The following is a 24,467-nucleotide window of genomic DNA, read 5'->3' on the forward strand; positions in this document are numbered from 1 at the left end:
CGTTCTCCCACGCTGGCGATTGGCGAAAGCCGGCGTGACAGCCAATCTCCCCCCAAGAGGGGGAGATGTCCGGCAGGACAGAGGGGGGCGCCGTAGAGCTCCAACCTGCGGAGGTTTCGCATGACACCTCCTTGGCTGACAGTACAACAAGGCACCGCGCCGTTGCTAGTGTCGATCCCGCACACCGGCATCGACCTCGCCGGCCTCGAAAGCCGGCTGGTGTCGCCCTGGCTCGGACGCCGCGATTGCGACTGGTGGATCGACAATCTCTATGATTTTGCCACCGACCTCGGCGCGACGATCGTCCACACCGCCATTTCGCGCACGGTGATCGACGTCAATCGAGACCCTTCGGGCGTGTCGCTCTATCCCGGCCAGACGACGACCGGACTCTGTCCGACCGAGACCTTCGATGGCGACCCGCTTTACCGCATGGGTGATGAGCCGACACCGGCGGAGATCGACCGACGCCGCGAAACCTATTTCGAGCCCTACCATGCCGCCTTGCAGGCCGAGATCGACCGGCTGCGCGGCATGCACGACAAGATCGTCCTCTACGATTGTCATTCGATCCGTTCGGTGCTGCCGCGCCTGTTCGAAGGCACGTTGCCGGTCTTCAATCTCGGCACCAATGACGGCAAGAGCACCGATCCGGCGCTGCAGGAAAAGGTCGCTGCAATCCTGGCCGAAACCGGCGAGACATGGGTCGTCAACGGCCGCTTCAAGGGTGGCTGGATCACCCGCCACTTCGGCCAGCAGCAGAACGGTGTCCATGCGCTGCAGATGGAACTCTCCAACCGGGGCTACATGCGCGAGCCCGACGGGAAGGGCACGCCGGAGAATTGGCCGGTCCCTTACGATGCTACCTATGCGGCGCCGATCCGCGTGACGCTGAAGCAGATTCTCGAAACCGCCATTGACTGGGCCGGGCGCTGACGCGCCGCCATCCGAAAGGGACAATGATGACCAACCCTCGTCACAACATTCGCGAAGTGCGCAGCCCCCGCGGCGACAAGCTCAATGCCCGGTATTGGACGACCGAAGCGCCGCTGCGCATGCTGATGAACAATCTCGACCCCGACGTCGCCGAGAACCCCAATGAACTGGTCGTCTATGGCGGCATCGGCCGGGCGGCGCGCACCTGGAACGATTTCGACAGCATCATCGCCTCGCTGAAGACGCTTGGCGAGGACGAGACACTCTTGGTGCAGTCCGGCAAGCCGGTCGGCGTGTTCCGCACGCACGCCGATGCGCCCCGCGTCCTGATCGCCAACTCCAATCTGGTGCCGCACTGGGCGAATTGGGATAAATTCAACGAGCTCGATAAGAAGGGCCTGATGATGTACGGCCAGATGACGGCCGGCTCATGGATCTACATCGGTACGCAAGGCATCGTGCAGGGCACCTACGAGACCTTCGTCGAGGCCGGCCGCCAGCACTATGGCGGCAATCTCAAGGGCAAGTGGATCCTGACCGGCGGCCTCGGCGGCATGGGTGGCGCCCAGCCGCTGGCCGCCGTCATGGCCGGCGCCTGCTGCCTGGCCATCGAATGCAATCCGGACTCGATCGATTTCCGCCTGCGCACCCGCTATGTCGACGAGAAGGCCGAGACGCTCGACGAGGCGATGGCGATGATCGATCGCTGGACCAAGGCCGGCGAGGCGAAGTCGGTCGGCCTGCTCGGCAACGCAGCCGAGATCGTGCCCGAAATGTTCAGGCGTGGCATCCGCCCCGACATGGTCACCGACCAGACTTCGGCCCACGACCCGATCAACGGCTATCTGCCCAAGGGCTGGACCATGGCCGAGTGGCGCGAGAAGCGCGTCAGCGACCCGAAGGCGGTCGAAAAGGCTGCCCGCGCCTCGATGCGCGAACATGTCGAGGCGATGGTGGCGTTCTGGAACGCCGGCGTGCCGACGCTCGACTACGGCAACAACATCCGCCAGGTGGCCAAGGACGAAGGCTTCGAGAACGCCTTTGCCTTCCCCGGTTTCGTGCCTGCCTATATCCGGCCGCTGTTCTGCCGCGGCATCGGTCCGTTCCGCTGGGCCGCACTTTCGGGCGATCCCGAGGACATCTACAAGACCGACGCCAAGGTGCGCGAACTGACGCCGGGCAACACCCATCTGCACAACTGGCTGGACATGGCGCGCACGCGCATTTCGTTCCAAGGCCTGCCGGCGCGTATTTGCTGGGTTGGCCTCGGCGACCGCCACAGGCTCGGCCTCGCCTTCAACGAGATGGTGGCCAAGGGTGAGCTCAAGGCGCCGGTCGTCATCGGCCGGGATCACCTCGATTCCGGTTCGGTCGCTTCGCCCAACCGCGAAACCGAATCCATGAAGGACGGTTCGGATGCCGTGTCCGACTGGCCGCTGCTCAATGCGCTGCTCAACACCGCGTCGGGTGCTACCTGGGTATCGCTGCATCATGGCGGTGGCGTCGGCATGGGGTTTTCCCAGCATGCCGGCATGGTCATCGTCGCCGACGGCACGCCGGACGCCGCAAGGCGGCTGGAGCGGGTGCTGTGGAACGACCCGGCAACCGGCGTCATGCGCCACGCCGACGCCGGCTACGACATCGCCATCGATTGCGCCAGGGAATACCAGCTCAACCTGCCCGGCATTCTCGGGTGACAGGCTGAACACATGCGCATCCTTCGTGCCGCCGACTACCGCGTCATGCCGTGGAAGAACGGCGGCGGCACGACGACCGAGATCGCCGTTTCGCCGGACGGTGCCGGGCTCGACGATTTCGACTGGCGCGTCTCGATGGCGCGCGTCGAAGGCAGCGGCCCATTCTCGAAATTTGCCGGGATCGATCGCACGCTTGCCATACTTGAAGGCGAGGGCATCGTGCTCGATATTGCCGGCCGCCCGCCGGCATCGGTCAACAGGGCAACCGCCCTGTTTTCCTTTCCGGCCGACGTGCCGACGTCCGCCACGCTGGTTGGCGGGCCGATCACCGACCTCAATGTCATGACCCGCCGCGGCAGGACGACGCACTCGGTCGAACGCCTGGTCGTTTCTGCCCCAGTGGAAATCCGGACGGAGCCCGGCACGACCCTCGTCCTGTGCCCGGACGGGGAGGTGGTCATCGCCGCCGCCGAACCGGTTCGGCTTGGTCCGCTCGACACGTTGCTGGTCGAACGCGACACCGCCAGCCAGCCTGCCCAGCCCACGCTGCTTGTCCGGCCCACCCATGACACGACGCTGTTCGTGATCCGCATACGCGGCAACGATTAACGCTTGTTTCCAAACATGATCGCGATGCCGGCGAAATATAGCGTAAGCTCTTGTCGGCATCACGAAAAAGCCCGAATCCTTTCCGTCGATCGATCCCGATGGGAAGAGGGGCGATCGTCTTTGAATGTTGTCGAGAGATGACGCCCTGTCGCGGTGCGGAAACAAACTTTCGGCAAGTGGGATTATGCAACCAATTGCATTTGAATCGGTTTTAGGGCCATTGCCGTAGCGGTGACGCCGCTGAGTGGCCGCTTACGGAATTTTCAATGAATATTCAGACGAATCCAGCACACATCGAGAAGACAAGCGCGAGCTTTCCGGCCATTACGGAAGAGCCGATAAGATCGACCTTTCTGCCGGAGGAACGCCTCCGGCTGCTCGGCGAAAGCCTGGCAAAAGGCGATCTCACCGACTTGTTCGGCCTGACGCCATTCGACTTCCAGGCCCGCATCCGCGACAGCGCCAAGAAGATACTGGAAGTCTACCGGTCGACCAATGCGGCGCAGGGCAAGGGAGAGACGATCACCCCGGCCGCGCAATGGCTGCTCGACAACAACTATCTGGTCGAGGAGACCATTTTCCAGGTCAAGCGCGATCTGCCGCGCCGTTTCTATCGCCAGTTGCCGACGTTGAAGCTGCCCGATGGCGGCACCGTGCCGCGCGCGCTGGCGCTGGCCTGGACCTATGTGGCGCATTCGGACAGTTCCGTCTCGGCAACCATGTTCAAGGCGATCGTCCAGGGTTTTCAGTCGGTCGAGCCGCTGAAGATCGGCGAACTCTGGGCCCTGCCGTCGCTCCTGCGCTTCGTGCTGATCGAGAATCTCCGCCGGCTGGCGGTCAGGGTCAATCGCACCCGCCAGATGCGCCAGATCTCCAACGACGTGGCCGACAAGGTACTCGCGACCGACGACAGCGCCGACCGGCAGGCGATCCTGGCCAATTTCTGCGCGCATGCGCAGGACACCACCTTTGCCACCCAGCTTCTCTATCGCCTGCGCGATGGGTCGCAGAATGCCGGCAAGGCCCTGGAATGGCTTGAAGGCGAGCTCGAGAAGACCGGCTCCGATGCCGAGGAGATCATCATCTCCGAGCACCACACGCTCTCCAGCGGCAATGTGACGACCGGCAACATCATCCGCGGCCTGCGCCTCATCAACGACGTCGACTGGACGGTGTGGTTCGAGGGCGTCAGCCGCATCGATACGGTGCTGCGCGAGCGCACCGACTTCGCCGCGCTCGACTTCTTTTCGCGCGATCAATACCGCACCGCGATCGAGGAATTGGCGCGCCGCTCGAACCTGTCGGAATACCGTGTCGCCGAAAAGGCCATCGAACTGGCCAGCCAGGCAGCTAGTGAACGCGCCGCCAGTGAAATTGCGGCCAGTGAACTTGCATCGGCTGGCGATGCTGCCGATTCCGTGCCGGCTCCGTCCGCGCACACCGATGTCGGCTTCTTCCTTGTCGGCCCGCGCCGGCTGGAGCTGGAAAAGGCGATCGGCTATCGGCAGACGATCAGCCAGACGGTCAAGCGCACCTTCGCCAAGACCGGATGGGTGGGCATCGTGCTGCCGGTATTTGCTTTGACCGCTCTGCTGCTTGTGGTCACCGGCAATGCCCTGGCCAACCTTGGCCTGTCGGTGACCTCGATCGTCCTGATGCTGGCTCTGTTTGCCGTGCCGGCGAGCGAGGGCGCGCTGGCCTTCTTCAACACCGTGGTCTCGCTGTTCCTCAAGCCGACACGCCTTATCGGATATGACTACAGGCATGGCGTGCCGCCCGAGGCGCGCACGCTCGTGGTGGTGCCGTCGCTGATCGGCTCGCGTGACGATGTCGAGGAAAACATCCGCAACATCGAAGTGCACTACCTCGCCAATCTCGCGGACGAGATCCATTTCGCGCTGCTGTCGGACTGGCCCGACAGCAAGATCGAGATCGATGCGGCGGACACCGAGATCCTCGAATTCGCCCACGCCGAGATCGCCCGCCTCAACGCCCGCTATTCCTCGGAAGGCGCACCGCGCTTCTACATCCTGCACCGCCGCCGGCTCTTCAACGCGGCGCAAGGCGCCTGGATGGGCTGGGAGCGCAAGCGCGGCAAGCTGCATGAGCTTGACCTTTTGCTGCGCGGTGACAGTGACACCACCTTCCTGCCCTTGGAGGTGCCGCTGCCGGAGAAAGTCGTCCATGTGATGACGCTCGACGCCGATACCCGCACCACCCGCGACGCGGTGGCGACCCTGGTCGGCAAGCTCTGCCATCCGCTCAATCGTCCGCATTTCGACGCGACGCGGCGCGTCGTCACCGCCGGCTACACGATCCTGCAGCCGCGCATCACCGCTTCGCTCACCAGCGGCGACGAGGCCTCGTTCTTCCAGCGTGTGTTCTCGGCCAACCGCGGCCTCGACCCCTATGTCTTCGCCGTCTCGGACCTCTATCAGGATGTCTTCGGCGATGGCTCCTTCACCGGCAAGGGTCTCTATCACGTCGACGCCTTCGAGGCGGCGCTGCAGGGCCGCATCGAGGAAAACACCATCCTCAGCCACGATCTGCTCGAGGGTGCGCTGGCGCGTTCGGCGCTGGTCACCGATGTCGAGCTGGTCGAGGACTATCCGACTCGCTACTCCGTCGACGCCTCGCGCCACCATCGCTGGGCACGCGGCGACTGGCAGCTCCTGGGCTTCATCCTCGATCCGCGCTCCGGCGTTCCGGCCCTGTCGCGCTGGAAGATGGTCGACAATCTGCGCCGTTCGCTGACGCCCATCTTCTGGGTGATGGCGGCGATCGCCGGCTGGACCTTGCTGCCCTTCACGCAGGCCGCGCAATGGCAGGCCTTGCTGATCCTCAGCCTGTTCATGGCGCCGACATTCGACGTCGTCAACGCCATCCTGCCCAAGAGCGGCGACCAGACGCCGCGCGGCCATTTCTCGGCACTCGCCCGCGACGTCGCCTTCGGCACCGCCATGGTGGCGCTGAAGATCGTGCTGATGGCGCACAACGCCTGGATGATGGGCGATGCCATCGTGCGCACGCTCTACCGGTTGTTCGTCAGCCGCCAGAACCTTCTGGAATGGCGCACCGCTTCGCAGGCCCACAAGGCCGGCGACAACGACATCGGTTCCTACTACGGCATGATGTACGGCGCCGTGATCATCGGCTTCGTCGGCCTCGCCATTCCAGTGCTGGCCGATTCCACCGGCGCCTTCGTCGCCTTCTTCTTCGCGCTGTTCTGGATCGGCTCGCCGGCGATCGCCAGCTGGATCAGCCGCTCGGCGGAAACCGAGGACCGCTTGCGCATATCGCAGGCCGATATCCATACGCTGCGCACCGTGGCGCGGCGCACCTGGCATTATTTCGAAACCTTCGTCACGGCAGAGCATCACCATCTGCCGCCCGACAATTTCCAGGAGAGCCCGGCGCCGGTCGTGGCGCCGCGCACCTCGCCGACCAACGTCGGTGTCTACCTCTTGTCGGTCGTCTCCGCGCGCGATTTCGGCTGGATCAGCCTGTCCGACGCCATCACCCGCATCGACGCCACCATGACGACCATCGAGAGCATGCCGCGCGAGCGCGGCCACCTCTTCAACTGGTATGACACCACGACGCTGAAGCCGCTCTATCCGCTCTATATTTCCGCTGTCGACAGCGGCAACCTCGCTGGCCATCTTGTCGCTGTGGCGGCTGCCTGTGCCGAATGGGCGGAAGCGCCTTCCGTGCACCTCCAGGGCGATTTCGAAGGCATTCTCGACACCGTCACCATCCTCAGCGAAAGCCTCGATGAGCTGCCCGATGACCGCCGCCAGTTGCGGCCGCTGCGCCAGCGCCTCGTCGACCGCCTCGACGGCATGCGGCGCGCGGTCGATACCATCAAGGCGCAGCCGGAAATGGCCTCGATCCGCACCATCAACCTGGCCGTGCTGGCGGGCGAGATCCGCAAGCTGGCGACCGCAATCCACACCGAGGCGGCATCGGCCCAGAGCGATATCATCGTCGACTGGGCGGCCAGGCTGGAAGCGACTTGTGAGGCGCATGTCCACGATGCCCACAGCGACGAAAACGCCGTCGAGGCGCTGCGCGCCAAGCTCCTGACCTTGCGCGAGCGCACACGCCGTTTCGCCTTCGAGATGGAATTTGCCTTCCTGATGCGACCGGAACGCAAGCTTCTGTCGATCGGCTACCGGGTCGAGGAACATCAGCTCGACGAAAGCTGCTACGACCTTCTCGCCTCCGAGGCGCGGCTGACCAGCCTGTTCGCCATAGCCAAGGGCGACCTGCCGACCGAGCACTGGTTCCGGCTCGGCCGCCCGATCGTCGAGATCGGCTTCCAGGGCTCGCTGATGTCCTGGTCGGGCTCGATGTTCGAATATCTGATGCCGCCGCTGGTGATGAAGGAGCCGCAAGGCTCGATCCTCAACCAGACCAGCAAGCTGATCATCAAGCGCCAGATGCAGTACGGCCGCCAGAAGAACGTGCCGTGGGGCATTTCGGAAGCGGCCTACAATGCCCGCGACAGGGAACTGACCTACCAGTACACCAATTTCGGCGTGCCCGGGCTTGGGCTGAAGCGCGGCCTTGGCCAGAATACGGTGATCGCACCCTATGCCACCATATTGGCGGCGCAGTTCAACCCGCGCGAAGCGGTGCAGAATCTTGCGCGTCTGCGCGAGATCGGCGCGCTTGGTCCCCATGGCTATTACGATGCGGTCGACTTCACGCCGCAGCGCGTGCCTGAAGGCACCAACCATGCGGTCGTGCTGAATTACTATGCGCACCATTCGGGCATGTCGATCGCGGCGGTGGCCGACGCGATCTTCGAGGGTCGCCTGCGCGACCGCTTCCACAGCGATCCGGTCATTGAATCGGCCGAACTCTTGCTGCAGGAGAGGGCGCCGCGCGACATCCCGACGGCGACCGTCCGCACCGAGGCCGACGAGCGCTCCAAGGACGAGACCGAGATCGAGAGCCCCGATACCCGCATCGTGCTTGATCCCTTGCGGGCGCTGCGTTCGACCAATGTGATGTCGAACGGCCGCTATTCGGTGATGGTGACCGCGACCGGTTCCGGCTACAGCCGCTGGGGCGATCTTGCCGTCACGCGCTGGCAGCCCGACCCGGTCGAGGACCGGCTTGGTTCCTACATTTTCCTGCGTGACGCCACCACGGGCGACTGGTGGTCGGCGACATCGGAGCCCAAGCGCGCGGCCGAGGAAAAGACGCAGACCCTGTTCTCCGACGACAAGGCGAGCTTCGTAAAGTTGGTTGGCACGCTGCGCTCCGAAGTGGAATGCATCGTCGTCTCCGAAGGCAATGGCGAAGGCCGGCGCGTCACCCTGTTCAACGAAGGGCCGACCGACCGTCACATCGAAGTGACGTCCTTTGCCGAGCTGGTGCTGGGTTTGGAGGCTTCCGACAACGCGCATCCGGCCTTCTCGAAGATGTTCGTGGAGACCGAAATCGCCGCCAACAACGGCGCCATCTTCGCCACGCGCCGCAAGCGCGAAACCAGCGAGCCCGACATCACCCTGGTACATTTCGTCACCGATCCGTCCGGACCGGCGCGTGACGCCGAGGCAGAGACCGACAGGCGCGCCTTCATCGGCCGTGGCCGCACCATCGTCGATGCCGCCGCCTTCGATCCCGGCGCCAGGCTCGCCGGCCGCTCCGGCTTCACGCTCGATCCCATCGCCTCGCTGCGCCGCCAGGTGCGCGTGCCCGCCAACAAGAAGATATCGCTGACTTTCTGGACCGTCGTCGGGGCCAACCGCACCGAGCTGGAGGAGGCCATAAACCGCCTCGACCATCAGGAGAGCTTTGCCCGCCAGGCCATGCTTGCCTGGACACGCAGCCAGGTGCAGACCCGTCATATGGGCCTCAGCCTGGCCGATGCCGCCAATGTGCAGAAACTGGCGCGCTATCTGATCTATCCCGATCCGTTCCTGCGCCTGCCGGCCGATTCCATCGCTGCGGGCCTTGGCAAGCAGTCGAGCCTGTGGCCGACCAGCATTTCCGGCGATTTCCCGATCTTCCTGGTCAGGATCGGCGATGTCGCCGATCTGGAGATCGTTGCCCAGGCGCTGCGCTTCCAGGAATACATGCGCACCCGCGGCATGATGATCGACTTCGTCGTCGTCAACGAGCAGGCCTCGTCCTACGTCCAGGACCTGCAGCGTGCGGTCGAGACGCTGTGTGAAAACAGCCGTCTGCGCGGCAAGGAACTCGGCCCCCGACAGCACATTTTCGCGGTGCGCCGCGACCTGATGGAAGAAACCACCTACAGGACGCTGCTCGCCGTCGCCCGGGTGGTGCTGCATACGCGCAACGGCACCATCTTCGACCAGATCGAGCGGGCCGATGCGGCTGCCTTGCAGGCGCGCGACGGCCTTCAGCCGGGCGGGCTGCCGGCCCCGCGCGAAATTACGGCGCCGGCGACGCATGCGTTCGCCTCGCAGGCCCTGGCCGATGTCAGCGCCGATGGCGCCGGCCTCAGCCAATGGAACGGTTTCGGTGGCTTCGACGGGGACGGGCGGCACTATGTGGTGCGCCTTGCCGGCCGTCGCACCACGCCGCAGCCGTGGATCAACGTCGTCTCAAACGCTTCTTTCGGCTTCCACACCTCGGCCGAGGGTGCTGCCTTCACCTGGAGCCGCAACAGCCGCGACTACCAGTTGACGCCGTGGTCGAACGACCCGGTCTCGAACCGGCCGGGCGAGGGCATCTACATCTACGACCAGGCCAGCGGCCGGGCGTTCTCGCCGCTCGCGGCCATGGTGCGCGATCCCTCGATGACCTACGAGGCCTGGCATGGCCAGGGTTTCTCGACCTTCCGCTCGAAGCGCGGGCCTCTGTCGATGGACCTGACCCATGTCGTCGATCCCATCGATCCGGTGAAGATCACGCGCCTGCGCATCCAGAACTCCGGCTCGGTGCCGTCGCGGCTGCGCGTCTATGCCTATGCCGAATGGGTGCTCGGCGGGCATCGGTCCCGCACCGCGGCAACCATCGTCCCGGCGCGCGACGGCGCGACCGGCGCGTTGCTGGCGCAAAACCCATACGGCCTCGATTTCAGTGAGCGGGTGGCTTTCCTCGCCGCCGATGCCGGCGTCCACTCGGTGACGGCGGACCGCGCCGAATTTCTCGGCCGGCATGGCTCCAGCGAGCTGCCGCAGGCGGTGCTGAGCGGTGCGGCCTTGTCGGGCCGCGTCGAGGCCGGAGACGATCCTTGCGCGGCGATCGCCCGCGACATCGAGATTCCGGCCGGTGGCGACGTTACGCTGCTCTGGCTGCTCGGTGACGCCGAGTCCTCCGCGCAGGCGAGCGCGCTGGTGGAAAGGCACCGCGGCAAGGATTTCGACCAGCGCCTGGCCGACAACGAGCGCGAGTGGCGCGGTTTCCTCGATACCATCCAGGTCGAGACGCCGGACAAGGCCCTCGATGCCATGGTCAATCACTGGCTGCCCTACCAGAGCCTTGCTTGCCGTATCCGAGCCCGCTCGGCCTTCTACCAGGCGAGCGGCGCCTTTGGCTTCCGCGACCAGTTGCAGGACACGCTGGCTCTGCTGGCGCACGATCCGACGCTGGCGCGCGACCAGATCCTCAACGCCGCGCGGCGGCAGTTCCCGGAAGGCGATGTGCAGCACTGGTGGCTGCCGCGCACCGGAGCCGGCGTGCGCACCATGATCTCCGACGATGTGGTCTGGCTGGCCCATGCCACGGCGCGCTATCTGACGGTGACCGGCGACGCCGGCATCCTGAAGGAGCAACTGCCTTTCATCGACGGGCAGGCGCTGGGTGAGGGCGAACACGATGCCTTCTTCACCCCGGAAATCTCGAAGAAGACCGTGTCGCTCTACGACCATTGCGCGCGTGCGCTCGACCTTGCCATCAAGCGCAGCAGTCCTGGCGGCCTGCCGCTGATCCTCGGCGGCGACTGGAACGACGGCATGAACCGCGTCGGCGAGCACGGCAAGGGCGAGAGCGTGTGGCTGGGCTGGTTCCTGCTGAAGACGTTGGGCGATTTCGCCCCCGTCGCCAAGGCCGAGGGCGACAGCAAGCGTGCGCAGGCCTGGACAAAGCATGCCGAGGCGCTGAAGCGGGCGCTTGAAAGCACGGCGTGGGACGGCGAATGGTACCGGCGCGGCAGCTTCGACGACGGCACGCCACTGGGCTCCCGCACGTCGCAGGAGTGCAAGATCGACTCCATCGCCCAATCCTGGAGCGTGCTTTCGGGCGAGGGCGACCCGGCGCGGTCGACGACGGCGATGCAGCAGGCGACCAAGCTGCTCGTCGACGACAAGCTCAAGATCGTGAAACTGTTCACGCCGCCCTTCTCGAAGACGCAGAAGGATCCCGGCTATATCAAGAGCTATCCGCCGGGCGTGCGCGAGAATGGCGGCCAGTACACCCACGCCGCCACCTGGTTCGTCATTGCGCTGGCCGAGATGGGGCTGACCGATGAAGCCTATCGCTGCTTCTCGATGCTGAACCCGGTCAACCACGCTTTCGACGAGGCCTCGGCCGAGCATTACCGTGTCGAACCCTATGTGGTCGCGGCCGATATCTATGCCGGAGACGACAAGGGAGGCCGTGGCGGCTGGACCTGGTACACCGGCTCGGCCGGCTGGCTCTACCGGGCGGCGGTCGAAGGCATTCTCGGCATCGAACGGCGCGGCAAGCAGATCACATTACGGCCGAAACTGCCCAGCCACTGGGATGGCTACCAGGCCTCGCTCAAAATGCTTGGCGCCGAGATCAAGGTTCATGTCATTCGCGACAAAAAAACCAAGACGATCTCGCTTGAAGTCAATGGTTCGAAGACAAAGTCCGCGTCCTTCGAACCCAAGGCCGGCAGCCAGACCGAGGTTGTGGTCAAGATACCGGGGTGAAATCAAAAGGTTAATCCGACCTATCGCGCGTCCTTTGGGGCGCGCGAAGCCGCGCCCGGTTTACTTGCGCGAGATCCATGGCGGCAACCGCCGGGTGGCCCCTAAATAGGCCGTTCAAGCCTACTGTGATTAAAAATGTGGCACTGCTCTGCCGTTGCCATGATTTTGCCGCAAGCCTGACATTTCACCTTTTATCTCAAACCGTTAGGTGATCACGTCAGATTTCGCATCGTCGTCATCTTTTGTTCGCTAAATGGGAACGGAAGCGATAGACGGGCATTGTTTTGCGACGCGTCAACCGTTACGTGTCATTAAATGGTGCAGTGCACAATACTGGAATTGAGCACAATAGAGAGTTGGCGGAGTAGCTGAAGTGTCACTTCTGCAGATCTATTGGAGAGCGCTGGGGTATTTGGCCGCCGACAAGAAGCGCGTCGCGCTGATTTGCGGCGCCAATATCGCCCTTGCCGCCATCGCCATCCTGGAGCCGATCATGTTTGGCCGGGTGATCGATGCGATTTCGGCGCATGGCTCGGTATTCTCCACGCTTGCCGTGTGGGCCGGTTTGGGCGCCTTCAACGTCATGGCTTTCGTTCTCGTGGCGCGCGGCGCCGACCGCTTTGCTCATGCCCGGCGCAGCGAAGTGCTGTGCGAGTCCTTCGAGCGCGTCATCACCATGCCGCTTGCCTGGCACCATCAGCGCGGCACGTCGAACGCCTTGCACACGCTGCTGCGCGCCGTCGAGACGCTGTTCAGCCTGTGGCTCGAATTCATGCGCCAGCATCTGTCCACGGCAGTTGCACTTGTGCTGCTGGTGCCGACCGCACTTAGCATGGATGTGCGTATGTCGATGGTGCTGCTTGGGCTCGGCATCCTCTATGTCGGCATCGGCCGTCTGGTGATGAAGCGCACCAAGGCCGGCCAGGCCGCCGTCGAGCGCCACTATCACAAGGTGTTCGCGCATGTGACGGACTCCGTCAGCAACGTCGCTGTTCTCCAGAGCTACAACCGCCTTGGCCTTGAGGCCGAGACCCTGCGCCGCTATGTCAAGAACCTGCTCGACGCGCAGAATCCGGTGCTCGACTGGTGGGCCATCGCCAATGCGCTCAATCGCCTGTCGTCGACCATCTCGATGATGGTGGTGCTTCTGATCGGCGCCTATCTGGTCACCCACGGCCAGTTGCGGGTTGGCGATGTGATCGCCTTTACTGGCTTTGCCACGCTGTTGATCTCGCGGCTCGACCAGATGTCGGCTTTCGCCAACCAGATTTCGGAAGCCCGCGCCAAGCTCGAGGACTTCTACAAGCTCGAGGACTCGGCTGCCGATGTCGCCGAACCGGATGGTTTGCGCGATCTCACCAATGTCACCGGCCATGTCCGCTTCGAGGAAGTCGGCTTCGAATTCCCCAATTCGGGCCAGGGCGTCAGCGACGTTTCCTTCGAGGTCCAGGCTGGCCAGACCGTCGCCATCGTCGGACCGACGGGGGCTGGCAAGACGACGCTCATCAACCTGCTGCAGCGTGTCTTCTCGCCGTCGCACGGTCGTATCCTGATCGACGGCATCGATACCCGCACGGTGACCCGCAAGTCGCTGCGCCATTCGATCGCCACCGTGTTCCAGGATGCCGGCCTGCTCAATCGTTCGATCGAGGATAACATCCGCGTCGGCCGCGCCGATGCGACCAATGACGAGATCCATGCCGCCGCCAACGCGGCTGCCGCGCAGGATTTCATCCTGGCCAAGAGCGGCGGCTACGACACCGTGGTCGGCGAGCGTGGCGGCCAGCTGTCGGGTGGCGAGCGCCAGCGCATCGCCATTGCCCGCGCCGTGCTGAAGGATGCTCCGATCCTGGTGCTCGACGAGGCGACCAGCGCGCTCGACGTCGAAACCGAGGACCGCGTCAAGGAAGCGATCGACGAGTTGCGGCGCGACCGCACCACCTTCATCATCGCCCACCGCCTGACCACCGTTCGCGACGCCGACCTGGTCGTGTTCATGGACAAGGGCAAGGTGGTCGAGATGGGTGGCTTCGCCGAACTGTCGCTGCGCAATGGCCGCTTCGCCAGCCTGCTGCGCGCCGGCGGCCTGCTCAACGACGAGGAAGTCCGCCGCCTCAGCCGCTCCGTGCAGGGCGAGGCCGCCTGACTAGGCTGCCTAGTTCCGTCCGCTTGGCTCACCGAATCGGGGAAGCGAGACGTTGAATATTTCTTAGAACGCCTTCCTCATTCCTGACTCGTTGCTTTATTGTAGCCCCATGGGGGGACTATGAACGACGATCACTTGGACAAGGAAACATCGGTTTCGGCCGAGATGACGCCGACAGGCATCAAGGCCAGTGCCAAGAGCCGGTTCGTGGCTGCCGCCGACCGTTTGGGTGGCAATATAGTCGAAACGTTGAATGTCGCTATCGAGGCACGGACTGCCGAGAAGCGAGCAGTAATCGATGGGCGGGTCAAAGCAATCGAAGCCATAACTGCGGTGGGATTGGAGCGTTTGAAGACCGATCCGGAGTTCGCGGAAAGGGCAATGCACGGTCACCTCGGTTCAGTGTTTGCAAAGCAAGCAAATAAGGATGCTGTGGTGGATAAAGCTGTGGAAGATCTCCGCCGGCAACCACCGTCAGAAATAGATTCGGCCTCCGGTGGTGACAAACTCGATGATGCATTCATCAATCGGTTTGAACGATACGCGGAAGAAGCGACCAGCGACGAACTTAGGGAAAAATGGGGAAGGGTCCTTGCGGCCGAAATTCGTAAACCAAATAGCTTTTCTGGAAAAGTGTTGCGGGTAATCGACGAATTGGATCCACAAACGGCGAAATTGTTCGAGCGTCTCTGCGAATGTCGTTTGTACAACGTCATTCCCAAAACCCTCTTCGGTGATTTGTCGTTCACGGAGAGCGCAAACCTTACCAGCGCTGGTCTGATAGTCGAAGTCGGGTTGGGGCAGATTCGCCGATCGAATGAAATCGTGGACGGAGGCGGTGTACCGCTGTGGTTCTGGAATTTTGATGCATTGGCAGCCGCACTTTCGAAGACTGAGACATTCCCTGAGATTGCTGGGCCAAACCCCACATTTCAACTTGATGAGGGTAAACTCACATTACCAATCTATGTGCTCACAGACGTGGGGTATGCGATCTCTTCGATATTGCCGGACCATTCATTCAAAATGGTCAACCAACTCGTCGATAAATTGTCAGCGGCAGCCCCTCGCTCAGAGGCCCGCTTATATGTCAGGTCACTAAATTCAACGGAATGGGTATCAACGCGAGTAATTCCTCCCGCTCAATCGTCGGGTTGATTAACCTTCGTTCCTCGCAATCGCTCAATCGCAAATTGGAGTCGTCTCGTCACAGGTATCGTTCAAAAAGGAGATTGAAATGACCGTCAACAGGCGATAGTTCGGCCATTTCTTTCTGGTGGACCTACAAAGGCGGCTTCCAAGCCTGCGACACCGCCGCTCGATTGCCCCCAGCGCATTGGCGGTCTATGTAAAGTGGCATGAGCGACATCACTTCACGCCTGACCGGCTGGACCGATCTTGCCAACCCGACGCGCTTCGTCGGGCTGGCCGACAAGGTCGTGCCGTGGCTGGCGACGATTGCGGCGCTGGCCCTCGCCGTCGGGCTCTATATGAGCTTCACCGCGCCTGAGGATTTCCAGCAAGGCATCACTGTTCGCATCATGTACATCCATGTGCCTTTCGCCTGGCTCGCCATGATGTGCTACACGCTGATGGCGCTCTCGGCACTCGGCACGCTGGTCTGGCGCCATCCGCTGGCCGATGTCGCGCTGAAATCGGCCGCCCCCATTGGCGCTGTCTTCACCGCACTGGCGCTGATTACCGGCTCGATCTGGGGAAAGCCGATGTGGGGCACCTGGTGGGTCTGGGATGCGCGGCTGACCTCGGTCTTCGTGCTGTTCCTGATGTATCTCGGCATCATCGCGCTGACCCGTGCGCTCGATGACGCCAGCCGCGCCGCTTGGGCCGCCGCCATCATCACGCTGGTCGGCTTCATCAACATCCCGATCATCAAATTTTCGGTCGACTGGTGGAACACGCTGCACCAGCCGGCCTCGGTGTTCCGCATGGGCGGATCGACCATCGACCCCTCGATGCTGTGGCCGCTGCTGATCATGGCTATCGGCTTCACGGTGCTGTTCTTCGCATTGCATCTGATGGCAATGCGCACCGAAATCCGCCGCCGCCGGGTCATCGCCATGCGTCGCGTGGCGGCACGGCAGGCCGAACGGCAGCCCGCCTAATTCATCGCATCCGCCCGCGCGCGGCCACCGGCAGTGTTTCCAGCACCGTCTCGCCGTCGATCAGGTTGACCTCGTCGAACAAATTGGTGACGACGCAGCAATGGTCGGGCACCACGCGCACGCGCTCGCCGATTTTAAGCTTGCCATCGCCGGAAAGCGTGACGGTGCCGTGCTCTTCGCTGAGGCCTGTCACCCGCGCGCCGGAGACGCCGAGCAATTCACCGAAATCGGGCAGCCCCAACGTGTCGCTGGACAGCGCCTTGCTGCCGCTGTCGAGGATGGCGCGGGTCGGTGTCGGGTGGCTGACCACCGTCGACAGCACCGTCAGCGCGCAATCGTCGAGCGCGCCGACGCCCTTGGCGACCTGATAACGGTCGAGATAGATGTAGGTGCCGGGGCGGTATTCGGTGACGACGCTGTCCTTGCTGGAACGCCACATGTCCGGTGTGCCGCCGCTGGAGATGCGCTCGCAGGCGAGACCGCAGACGGCAAGCGCCTGGCTGGCGTTGGCGAGCCAGGCTTCGGCCTCCGCCGCACGGCCCGCGGCCGGATAGGTCATCAGCCCACCGAAGGCGAGGCCTTTGGCAGTGTCGATCTGTCTTGCCAGTCCAACCGCGTCACCCGCTGTCTGTACGCCGCAGCGCCCCATGCCGGTGTCGCACTCGACCAGCACCGTCAGACGATGGCCGGCATCGGTGAAGGTGGCGGCCAGCCCGTCGATGGTCTCCATGCTGTCCGCCGTCACCGACAAGATTACGCGCCTGTGCAGCGCCAGAAGCCGCTCCAGCTTGGCGCGGCCAAGGATGTTGTAAGGGAGAAAAATATCGGTCAGGCCGGCATCGGCCATCACCTCGGCTTCGCCGATCTTCTGGCAGGTGATGCCGACCGCGCCCGCCGCCACCTGCTTCTTCGCCCAGTAGGGCAGCTTGTGCGTCTTGATGTGCGGCCTCAGCTTCAGCCCGTTCTTGTCGGCATGGGCCTGCGCGCGGGCAATATTGGCTTCAGCGCGCGCTGCGTCGATCAGGATCGATGGCGTATCGAGGTCATGGATGGTCGGCATCAGCTATCACTCCTGAATTCCGCAAGGGGTTATGGCCTCGAAAGCGCCTGATGTCACGCAGCCAGCGGACGGGATCGATGGGCCATCGGTTCACGGCCAGGGCGGGGCAGGCGGCTGGATGGATCGACACCGCACCAGTGTTCGGCTATGCGAATTGCCATGCATGTCGCCCAAAAAGTGGCCAATGGTTTTGGGACAACGACATGCATGCTGCCAAACAAAGCGTATCGACACGAAGGACCATGATCATGAAACGCTCCGCCATCAACGACATCATCCGCGAAGCCGACGCTTTCATCCGCTCGTTCGGCTACATCATGCCGCCCTTCGCCTACTGGTCACCCGAGGAGATGAAGGCGCGCCAGGTCGATTCCTCGGCCATCTTCACCTCGCGGCTCGGCTGGGACATCACTGATTACGGCCAGGAGAAATTCAACGAGCTCGGCCTGTTCCTGTTCACCGTTCGCAACGGCCGCTACGAGGACATGAAGAAGGGCATGGGCATGCTCTACGCCGAGAAGATCATGATCTCGCGCAAGGACCAGCTCTCGCCGATGCACCGCCACAACATCAAGGCCGAGGACATCATCAACCGCGGCGGCGGTAAGCTGGTGCTGGAACTGTTCATGCACGATCGCGACGGCGGCATCGATCCCAAGGCCGAAGTATCGGTGCCGGTCGATGGAACCATCCACAGGATGCCGGCCGGCGGGTTGCTGAAGCTCGACCCGGGCCAGAGCGTCACGCTGCTGCCGGGCGTCTGGCACGCCTTCTGGGCCGAGGGCAAGGACGTGCTGATCGGCGAGGTGTCGACTGTCAACGACGATCTCACCGACAATGTCTTCCGCGAGCCGATCGGCCGCTTCTCCAACATCGACGAGGATGTCGCGCCGGTGCACCTCTTGGTGTCCGACTATGAGAAGTGGCTGAGGTAGAAAACCCGGCTGGCGTAGAGACCCGGGCTACCGCGCATACTTGTCGGCCTTGCGGTTGCCGAGCAGCAACTTGCGTTCCAGATGCGCCCTGAGCTCACCGTAATAGGCGGTCAAGAAGGCCTTGGAATCGTTCGGTTCGATCGTCGCGCCGATCTTGCGGCCGATGGTTTCGGCAACCGCCTTCATCGCGAAATGGTCATCGCGCCGCAGCACTTCCTCCAGTCTGTGCAGTTCGGCGATGCCGTAGGCGTCGAGCTGCGCCGGGCTGAAGCGGAAGCGGCCGGCGGCCGGATCCTGCCTTAGCGACAGGTCTTCGACCAACGCCAGCTTTGGGGCCTCGACCACCCATGTGCCGGCGAGTAGGTCGCCGATGCGCAGGCGATCACGGTTGAACAGCGGAAACAGCGAAAATAGCAGCGCCCACACCAGGCCGAAGATCGTCGACAGCGTATCGGCGACGCCGGTGCCACCGCGCACGGCGATGATCGACAATGGCAAGAACACCTCGAGCTCGCGCATCAGATTGCGCGCGATGACCTGGTCGATCGTGAGGCCCGCGCCGCCGCGCGACGCGACCCGAACGCCGACGATCCGCTTGCCTGGCGTCGCCGCGCGCCGGCCCGCCTCGAAGGCGATGAAATAGACGTTGCGCAGCAGGAAGATGAAGATGATCCAGACCACGAAAAGTGGCTCCGCCTCGCGCAGGCCAAGGCCGCCGAGGCCGAAGATCGCGACCAGGCTGACGGCCACCGCGGCGGCGACGATGATGACCACATCGAGCAGGAAGGCCGAAGCCCGGGTGCCGGCGTTCGCCAGCTTGACCCTGAGGTCGACACCCTCCGGCGTGATCAACGGCCTGATCAGTGCGGCGGGATTCCTAGCCGTTGCCATGCCGCACCATCCGGAACAGGTAGAAATAGGCAATCCATAGCGTCAGCATGCCGCCGCCAATGGCGTAGCGGGTCGCATCGATGGTGATCGTCTGCCGGCCGATGCCTTCGAGCAGGCCTGCAAACAAAAGCATCACCATCACGCCGACCATCACGGTCGCCGCCACCTGTCCGGCTTGAGCGGCGGCGGCCATCCGGGTCGATTCGCCGGGAAAGGCGATGCGCGTGCCGATCCGCATGCCCGCGGCACCGGCCAGCGCGATGGCAAACAGTTCGGTCGTGCCGTGGATCGACAGCCAGCCACCAAGCTCAAAGCTCAGCCCCTTGGCGGCGTAGATCTGGAACAGCGCGCCGAGCATGCACCCGTTCATCAGGATGATCAGGACGCTCGGCACCGCGAAGGCGAAGCCGAGCGCAAACGCCAGGATCGCCACTTGCGTGTTGTGGGTGAAGAGATAGGCGGCAAATCCGGACAGGAAGTGGCTGCTGCCGCCATCATAGAGCACGCTGCGCAGCGCCTCGACCGACGAATCCGGATTGCGGCCGCCGGCAAGGCTGGGCGCGATGATGGCGTCGTACCAGCGCTTGTCGGAGGCGACCAGCCAGTAGCCGGCAATGGCGCCGACAAGGGTCAGTCCGACCGAGACCGAGGTCTCGCGCCACAGATCGCGGATCGCCGCCGGCCAATCGCGCAGGAAAAAATCGCCGACGCGCTGCCGCAAGCCCCGTTTCGCGCCATAGAGATAGAAATAGCCGCGCAGGCACAGCGCCTCGAGATAGGCGATCAGCGCGCTGTCCAGCGATGTCGCGCGGGCGACCGACAGCGAAGAAAGCGCCGAACGGTAGAGCAGCGGCAGCGACAGCAGTTCGTCTTCCGAAAGCGTGCGCGGGGCGCGTTTCTCGACGCGCGCAAGCAGCGCCTCGAATGCCTTCCAGTCGGCCTCGCGCTCCTGACGGAAGCTCGCCAGCGATTGGCGTACCGCATCGGTGCCGGCGGGCAGCGTCATAGAAGGTTCTCCTCCTTGAGCTGAATATAGCGCTCGACCAGCGCCGGGCCGAGCCGCTGGTGGTCGGCCTCGATCACATGCGCGCCGAGCAGCCGCAGCCGGCCGATCACCACCTGGCGTTGCCGAAGCAGGCCGCCGGCGGTGACCGCACGGGCTACATCCTCCGGCGTGGCGGGTGCCATGTCGGCCAGCGCCTCCAGCTCGGCGTCCTTCATCAGCATGAACAGCACCAGATGCCGCTCGGTCAGCCGGCCGACGGTGCGCAGCATCAGCTCGGCGCTGATCGGATCGACGAAATCTGTGAAGATGATAACCAGCGAGCGCCTGTCGAGCTTGGCCGCCAATGTCGTCAGCGCCAGGGTGAAATTGGTCTCCTCGCTGGAATAGTCGATCTCGGCGGCGCGCTTCTGGATCATCGTGAAACTCGGCGAGCCGCGCACCGCGCCGCTGGACACGCGCGGCCTGGCGTCGAAGGAGAACAGGCTGACGAGGTCGCCGCCCTTGAGCGCGATGAAGGCCGACAACAGCGCTGCCGTGACCGCCCGGTCGACTTTCGGCACGCCGTCGACCGGCTCGCACATCAGCCGCCCGCAGTCGATCGCCAGCACGATGTTGTTGTTCTCCTCGACGCGAAATTCGCGCGCCAGAAGCTTGCCGTGGCGCGCGCTGCGCTTCCAGTCGATCATCCGTCGGCCCATGCCGGGCTGGTAGTCCTTCAGCGCCTCGAACTCGCGGCCTTGGCCGGCCCGCCTTTGCGCGTGGCCGTCGGCCAGCGCGGAGCGCTGCAGCAATGTGATCGCCTCGTCGCGGGCACTGCTGACATCGGGCAGCACCGCGACTTTCCGGTCCATCGGCAGGACGACCTGGTTCCAGATCAGTCCGAACGGGCCGCGCCAGCGCAGCCACAGCCGGTCGAAGCCGGCGATGCCGCGCCTGAGCGCATCGAACTCGAGGTCGAGCGTGCCGCCATTGGCCGGCAGCGCGCCGCCCGTGCCGGCGACTGGCGCCAGCCGCTGATCATGGCCGACGCGCGCCTGCAGCGCACGCGGCCGCCCGCCGAGGCTGGCCGCGACATGGAGGGTGAAACGGCCGCCGACGCCGACTTGCGGTGGCGCGGAAAGACTGGCGGTGAGTGAGGCGCGCCCACGCCCGGCAGCCGCGTCGACCGCCAGGAATGCAAGCAGGATGCAGATCCACAACAGGCCGAGATACCAGAGAGAGGGCAGCGCAAGCGCGATCAGGAAGGCGGGGATGGCGCCCGCCGCCGCTGCCCAGACCGCACGGCCGCTCGGATAGATCAACGCGGTGCTTCCGTCTGGTCGACAAGATCGGACACGATCTGCTCCACCAGCCGCCCGTCGATCTGCGCCGCCGGCGACAGGATGACGCGGTGGCGCAATGCCGGCACCGCCAGCGCCTTGACATCGTCGGGGATGACATAGGCGCGGCCGTCGAGCGCTGCCCTGGCGCGTGCGGCGCGCGCCAGCATGGCGCCCGCGCGCGGGCTTGCGCCAACCTCCAAATCGGGGCTCTCTCGCGTGCCGCGTACGAGGGCGGCGATATAGCCGACGACATCGTCGACCAGCGTGACGTCGCCGACGGTGGCGAGCGCCTTCTCCAGCGTCTTTCGGTCGGCCTGCGCCGTGATGCCATATTGCTTGATGTCGTGGGAAGCGGAGCCGCCGCCATGATGGACGATGATGGCGCGTTCCTCCCGCGCGTCGGGATAGCTCACCTTGTGCTTGAACAGGAAACGGTCGAGTTGGGCTTCGGGAAGCGGATAGACACCCTGATGCTCGATCGGGTTCTGTGTCGCCACCACCATGAAGTTCTGGCTGAGCGCATGCGTTGTGCCGTCGAAGGTGACGGCGTGTTCCTGCATGGCTTCCAGCAGCGCCGCCTGCGTCTTCGGCGGTGTGCGGTTGATCTCGTCGGCAAGCAGGAGATCGCAGAAGATCGGGCCGCGCGTCAGCGTGAACTGCCCGGTCTGGAAATTGTAGATGTTCGAGCCGACGATGTCGCCCGGCATCAGGTCAGGCGTGAACTGGATGCGCCCGTAGACGACGCCGAGCGCCTGCGCGAAGCAGCGTGCGGTCATGGTCTTGGCCGTGCCTGGCGGCCCTTCGAGCAATATGTGCCCGCCGGCGAACAATGCCGTCAGCATCAGATCGACCGTGTCGCGTTGTCCGGTGATCGCTTTCGCCACTTCTTCCCTGATCGCGGTCGCCAGGGCCTTCACATCATCGACGTTCACCGAGCCTCCTTGTCGTCCAGTCATGCAGCTCCTGCGCTGCTTCATGCATTTGAGCCAAATTCCTGGCTTCGTTCGCGGCCTTGAAGCGACGGCTGAAGCCCTGGGTTTCGCCGTGGTCGCGGGAATCGAGCCAGCGGTCGAGCGCTTCGCCTGGCAAGCCTTGCGGCGCGCCGAGCAATGCTGCGGCACGCGCACGCATCAGCACGGCATAACGGTCGCCGAGCCCCTGCAACCGCCCGGCGCGCCTGAGCAGCATCGCCGTGGTGTCGACCAGCGCCCGCTTGCCAAAGGCGATCGCCCGGCCCTCGGCCCGTGGCGGACCGAACCGGCCGAGACCATGCAGGAAGGCAAGGGCGGCCGCCGCCAGCACCGACAGCGTCAGCGCTAGGAAGGGCGGCTCGACCAGGAGCTTGGCGAGATCGTATCTCTGGCCGGCACCGTGCAGCGTCAGATCGAAGATCACCGCGCCCTTGGCCGGTTCGAGTGAGGCGATGAGGTCGAGCGCCGCCTCCGCTTTGGTGAAGTCCTTCAACGCGGCATTGTTGATCAGGTCCGGATCGGTCAGGACGTAAAAAGGCTTGTCCTTGACCTCGGAGAGCACTGCCTTGCCGTTGCCTGCCGCGATCAGCGGCTGGTCGTCGGCAATCCATTGCAGTTGATCGGGCGCGGCGACCATGTGGCCCCGGACGTCGATCTGCCCGACCGTGCTGTTGCCGACACCGAGTTTTGCCTTGACGATGTGGCCGAGCCAGTCGTTGACCACCGTATCGGGCAACCGTTCGATCTTCATTTCAAAGTCCTGGCGCCCCTCGAGCGGCAGGGTCAGCCATTTCGGCAGCACGAACAGCGTCGGCTTGTTCGCGCGAAGCCTGACGATGCGGTCGAGCGCGGCAGGGTCGCTGTCTGGCGAGATGGTGACGATCAGCAGGAACCCGGACAATATGCCTGTGCTGATATCTTTCTGGTTTCGCGCCATGGGTGCTGGCGTTCCCGTCAATTGCAGCCATTTGACAATGCCGGCATAGCCCGAGCCGCCCTTGGAGAGCGGGGTGGCGCCGCCGCCGGGCTGGCGGAAATCCGGGGCATAGGTGGACAGGAGAAAGAATGCAGCAGCGGCCAGCAGGCTGGCAAAAATGCCCCAGAACACGGTTCTGCGGCTGAACGGTTCCTGCACCGCCTCGACTGCCGGCGCGCTCATGTCCAGGCATCCCTGAAGGCAAACCGCTCATAGGCGCCGCGCGCCTGCTGCCAGCCTTCGGCGCCGACCGGCCGGCGGGCGAAGAGCGCTGCCTCGACGATGCGCGCGATCTCGCTGAACGCCTGACGCGCCCGCGACGGGAGCGATGGGGCGGTGGCGATATCGCGCGATGTCAGCGATGGGCGCAGGAAGTCGGGCAGCCGTCCGGCGATGTCGGCGACGCTGCGCCGAAGCAGGAGATGCACCGCCTCGTCGAACGCGCCGCGCGCGGCGAGCGCGTCAGCCTCGGAGAGCAGGATCTGCGCCGCGCTGGAATCCGGGCGCCAGTCGTCCTGCGCCCCCGCTTCCTTGCGGGTGCGCCGCCACGACAGGCGCCAGGCCACACCCTTCGCTTCGAGTGCGACCAGAAGGACGATGACCGCCACACCGATGATCACCGCGCCCCAGAACATGTAGATCATGTAGGGGCCGATCCGCGCCAGCATCTCCAGCACGGGCTTCAGCCATGCCGGCGGTTCTGATGGCACCAGGCTCGGCAGATCGAATTGGATGGAGTGGTCCGCCAGCAGCTGCTTGTGCAGATTTGCCAGCCCTTCGGCGTCCGCCGTGCCCGGCTGTGCGACTGTCACCCGCTCGCTCCCTGCAACCCGCGGTTCGTCGCCAACACTGGCAATGCTGCACGGCAATTGCAAGTGATTGGACGTCGGTTATCAATACTGGCAGATTACCAGTC

The 24,467-nt window shown here is 64.1% G+C and carries 15 protein-coding genes; 8 read left to right on the top strand and 7 right to left on the bottom strand.

Annotated features, from left to right (window positions below; all coding sequences use genetic code 11):
- The first annotated feature begins 120 nt into the window (after positions 1 to 120).
- From hutG to LB568_RS22455, 7 genes are all read left to right on the top strand, one after another.
- On the top strand, positions 121 to 936 hold the full coding sequence (hutG, locus tag LB568_RS22425; protein ID WP_224731236.1) for an N-formylglutamate deformylase: 816 nt from the start codon (positions 121 to 123) through the stop codon (positions 934 to 936).
- Positions 937 to 962: 26 nt separating this feature from the next.
- Positions 963 to 2,633 carry a urocanate hydratase gene (hutU, locus tag LB568_RS22430; RefSeq protein ID WP_224731237.1) on the top strand — a complete coding sequence of 557 codons (1,671 nt, stop codon included), beginning with the start codon at positions 963 to 965 and terminating at the stop codon, positions 2,631 to 2,633.
- Between the two features lie 12 nt (positions 2,634 to 2,645).
- Complete coding sequence (locus LB568_RS22435; protein ID WP_224731238.1) at positions 2,646 to 3,242, top strand: HutD family protein; 597 nt, start codon at positions 2,646 to 2,648, stop codon at positions 3,240 to 3,242.
- Positions 3,243 to 3,508: 266 nt separating this feature from the next.
- Positions 3,509 to 12,121: a GH36-type glycosyl hydrolase domain-containing protein gene (locus tag LB568_RS22440; RefSeq protein ID WP_224731239.1), complete on the top strand. Its 8,613-nt coding sequence runs from the start codon at positions 3,509 to 3,511 to the stop codon at positions 12,119 to 12,121.
- Positions 12,122 to 12,494: 373 nt separating this feature from the next.
- A complete protein-coding gene (locus tag LB568_RS22445; protein WP_224731240.1) occupies positions 12,495 to 14,267 on the top strand; it encodes a glucan ABC transporter ATP-binding protein/ permease in 1,773 nt (590 codons plus the stop codon).
- Positions 14,268 to 14,387: 120 nt separating this feature from the next.
- Complete coding sequence (locus tag LB568_RS22450; protein WP_224731241.1) at positions 14,388 to 15,425, top strand: DUF2806 domain-containing protein; 1,038 nt, start codon at positions 14,388 to 14,390, stop codon at positions 15,423 to 15,425.
- 200 nt (positions 15,426 to 15,625) lie between these two features.
- Positions 15,626 to 16,390 carry a heme ABC transporter permease gene (locus tag LB568_RS22455; RefSeq protein WP_224731242.1) on the top strand — a complete coding sequence of 255 codons (765 nt, stop codon included), beginning with the start codon at positions 15,626 to 15,628 and terminating at the stop codon, positions 16,388 to 16,390.
- 1 nt (position 16,391) lies between these two features.
- Here LB568_RS22455 and LB568_RS22460 read toward each other — a convergent pair whose 3' ends face one another.
- The gene (locus tag LB568_RS22460) at positions 16,392 to 17,450 is read right to left on the bottom strand and encodes a D-TA family PLP-dependent enzyme (protein WP_224731243.1); all 1,059 of its coding nucleotides are present in this window, start codon (positions 17,448 to 17,450) and stop codon (positions 16,392 to 16,394) included.
- Between the two features lie 248 nt (positions 17,451 to 17,698).
- Here LB568_RS22460 and LB568_RS22465 point away from each other — a divergent pair, with 248 nt between their 5' ends.
- Positions 17,699 to 18,385, top strand: a complete 687-nt coding sequence (locus LB568_RS22465; RefSeq protein ID WP_013896059.1) for a D-lyxose/D-mannose family sugar isomerase — start codon at positions 17,699 to 17,701, stop codon at positions 18,383 to 18,385.
- A gap of 27 nt (positions 18,386 to 18,412) precedes the next feature.
- On the opposite strand, the gene LB568_RS22470 is transcribed toward LB568_RS22465, so the two are convergent.
- Genes LB568_RS22470 through LB568_RS22495 form a run of 6 tightly spaced genes read right to left on the bottom strand, consistent with a single transcriptional unit; the run spans position 18,413 to position 24,363 of the window.
- Positions 18,413 to 19,276, bottom strand: coding sequence for an RDD family protein (locus LB568_RS22470; RefSeq protein WP_224731244.1), 864 nt, complete (start codon positions 19,274 to 19,276; stop codon positions 18,413 to 18,415).
- The gene (locus tag LB568_RS22475; RefSeq protein WP_224731245.1) at positions 19,263 to 20,282 is read right to left on the bottom strand and encodes a stage II sporulation protein M; all 1,020 of its coding nucleotides are present in this window, start codon (positions 20,280 to 20,282) and stop codon (positions 19,263 to 19,265) included. The genes LB568_RS22470 and LB568_RS22475 overlap by 14 nt, the downstream gene beginning before the upstream one ends.
- Positions 20,279 to 21,583, bottom strand: coding sequence for a DUF58 domain-containing protein (locus LB568_RS22480; protein ID WP_224731246.1), 1,305 nt, complete (start codon positions 21,581 to 21,583; stop codon positions 20,279 to 20,281). The genes LB568_RS22475 and LB568_RS22480 overlap by 4 nt, the downstream gene beginning before the upstream one ends.
- On the bottom strand, positions 21,580 to 22,536 hold the full coding sequence (locus LB568_RS22485; protein WP_023780536.1) for an AAA family ATPase: 957 nt from the start codon (positions 22,534 to 22,536) through the stop codon (positions 21,580 to 21,582). Before LB568_RS22485 ends, LB568_RS22480 begins: the two co-directional genes overlap by 4 nt.
- A complete protein-coding gene (locus LB568_RS22490; RefSeq protein WP_224731247.1) occupies positions 22,523 to 23,734 on the bottom strand; it encodes a DUF4350 domain-containing protein in 1,212 nt (403 codons plus the stop codon). Before LB568_RS22490 ends, LB568_RS22485 begins: the two co-directional genes overlap by 14 nt.
- Positions 23,731 to 24,363, bottom strand: coding sequence for a DUF4129 domain-containing protein (locus tag LB568_RS22495; protein ID WP_224731248.1), 633 nt, complete (start codon positions 24,361 to 24,363; stop codon positions 23,731 to 23,733). Before LB568_RS22495 ends, LB568_RS22490 begins: the two co-directional genes overlap by 4 nt.
- Positions 24,364 to 24,467 lie beyond the last annotated feature (104 nt).

The sequence above is a fragment of the Mesorhizobium sp. B263B2A genome (assembly GCF_020165775.1).
GTDB lineage: Bacteria > Pseudomonadota > Alphaproteobacteria > Rhizobiales > Rhizobiaceae > Mesorhizobium > Mesorhizobium opportunistum.

Bases quoted from the DNA above. Each gene is read 5' to 3' on its own strand.
- hutG (WP_224731236.1), top strand. From the start codon at position 121: ATGACACCTCCTTGGCTGACAGTACAACAAGGCACCGCGCCGTTGCTA.
- hutU (WP_224731237.1), top strand. From the start codon at position 963: ATGACCAACCCTCGTCACAACATTCGCGAAGTGCGCAGCCCCCGCGGC.
- LB568_RS22435 (WP_224731238.1), top strand. From the start codon at position 2,646: ATGCGCATCCTTCGTGCCGCCGACTACCGCGTCATGCCGTGGAAGAAC.
- LB568_RS22440 (WP_224731239.1), top strand. From the start codon at position 3,509: ATGAATATTCAGACGAATCCAGCACACATCGAGAAGACAAGCGCGAGC.
- LB568_RS22450 (WP_224731241.1), top strand. From the start codon at position 14,388: ATGAACGACGATCACTTGGACAAGGAAACATCGGTTTCGGCCGAGATG.
- LB568_RS22455 (WP_224731242.1), top strand. From the start codon at position 15,626: ATGAGCGACATCACTTCACGCCTGACCGGCTGGACCGATCTTGCCAAC.
- LB568_RS22460 (WP_224731243.1), bottom strand. From the start codon at position 17,450: ATGCCGACCATCCATGACCTCGATACGCCATCGATCCTGATCGACGCA.
- LB568_RS22465 (WP_013896059.1), top strand. From the start codon at position 17,699: ATGAAACGCTCCGCCATCAACGACATCATCCGCGAAGCCGACGCTTTC.
- LB568_RS22470 (WP_224731244.1), bottom strand. From the start codon at position 19,276: ATGGCAACGGCTAGGAATCCCGCCGCACTGATCAGGCCGTTGATCACG.
- LB568_RS22475 (WP_224731245.1), bottom strand. From the start codon at position 20,282: ATGACGCTGCCCGCCGGCACCGATGCGGTACGCCAATCGCTGGCGAGC.
- LB568_RS22490 (WP_224731247.1), bottom strand. From the start codon at position 23,734: ATGAGCGCGCCGGCAGTCGAGGCGGTGCAGGAACCGTTCAGCCGCAGA.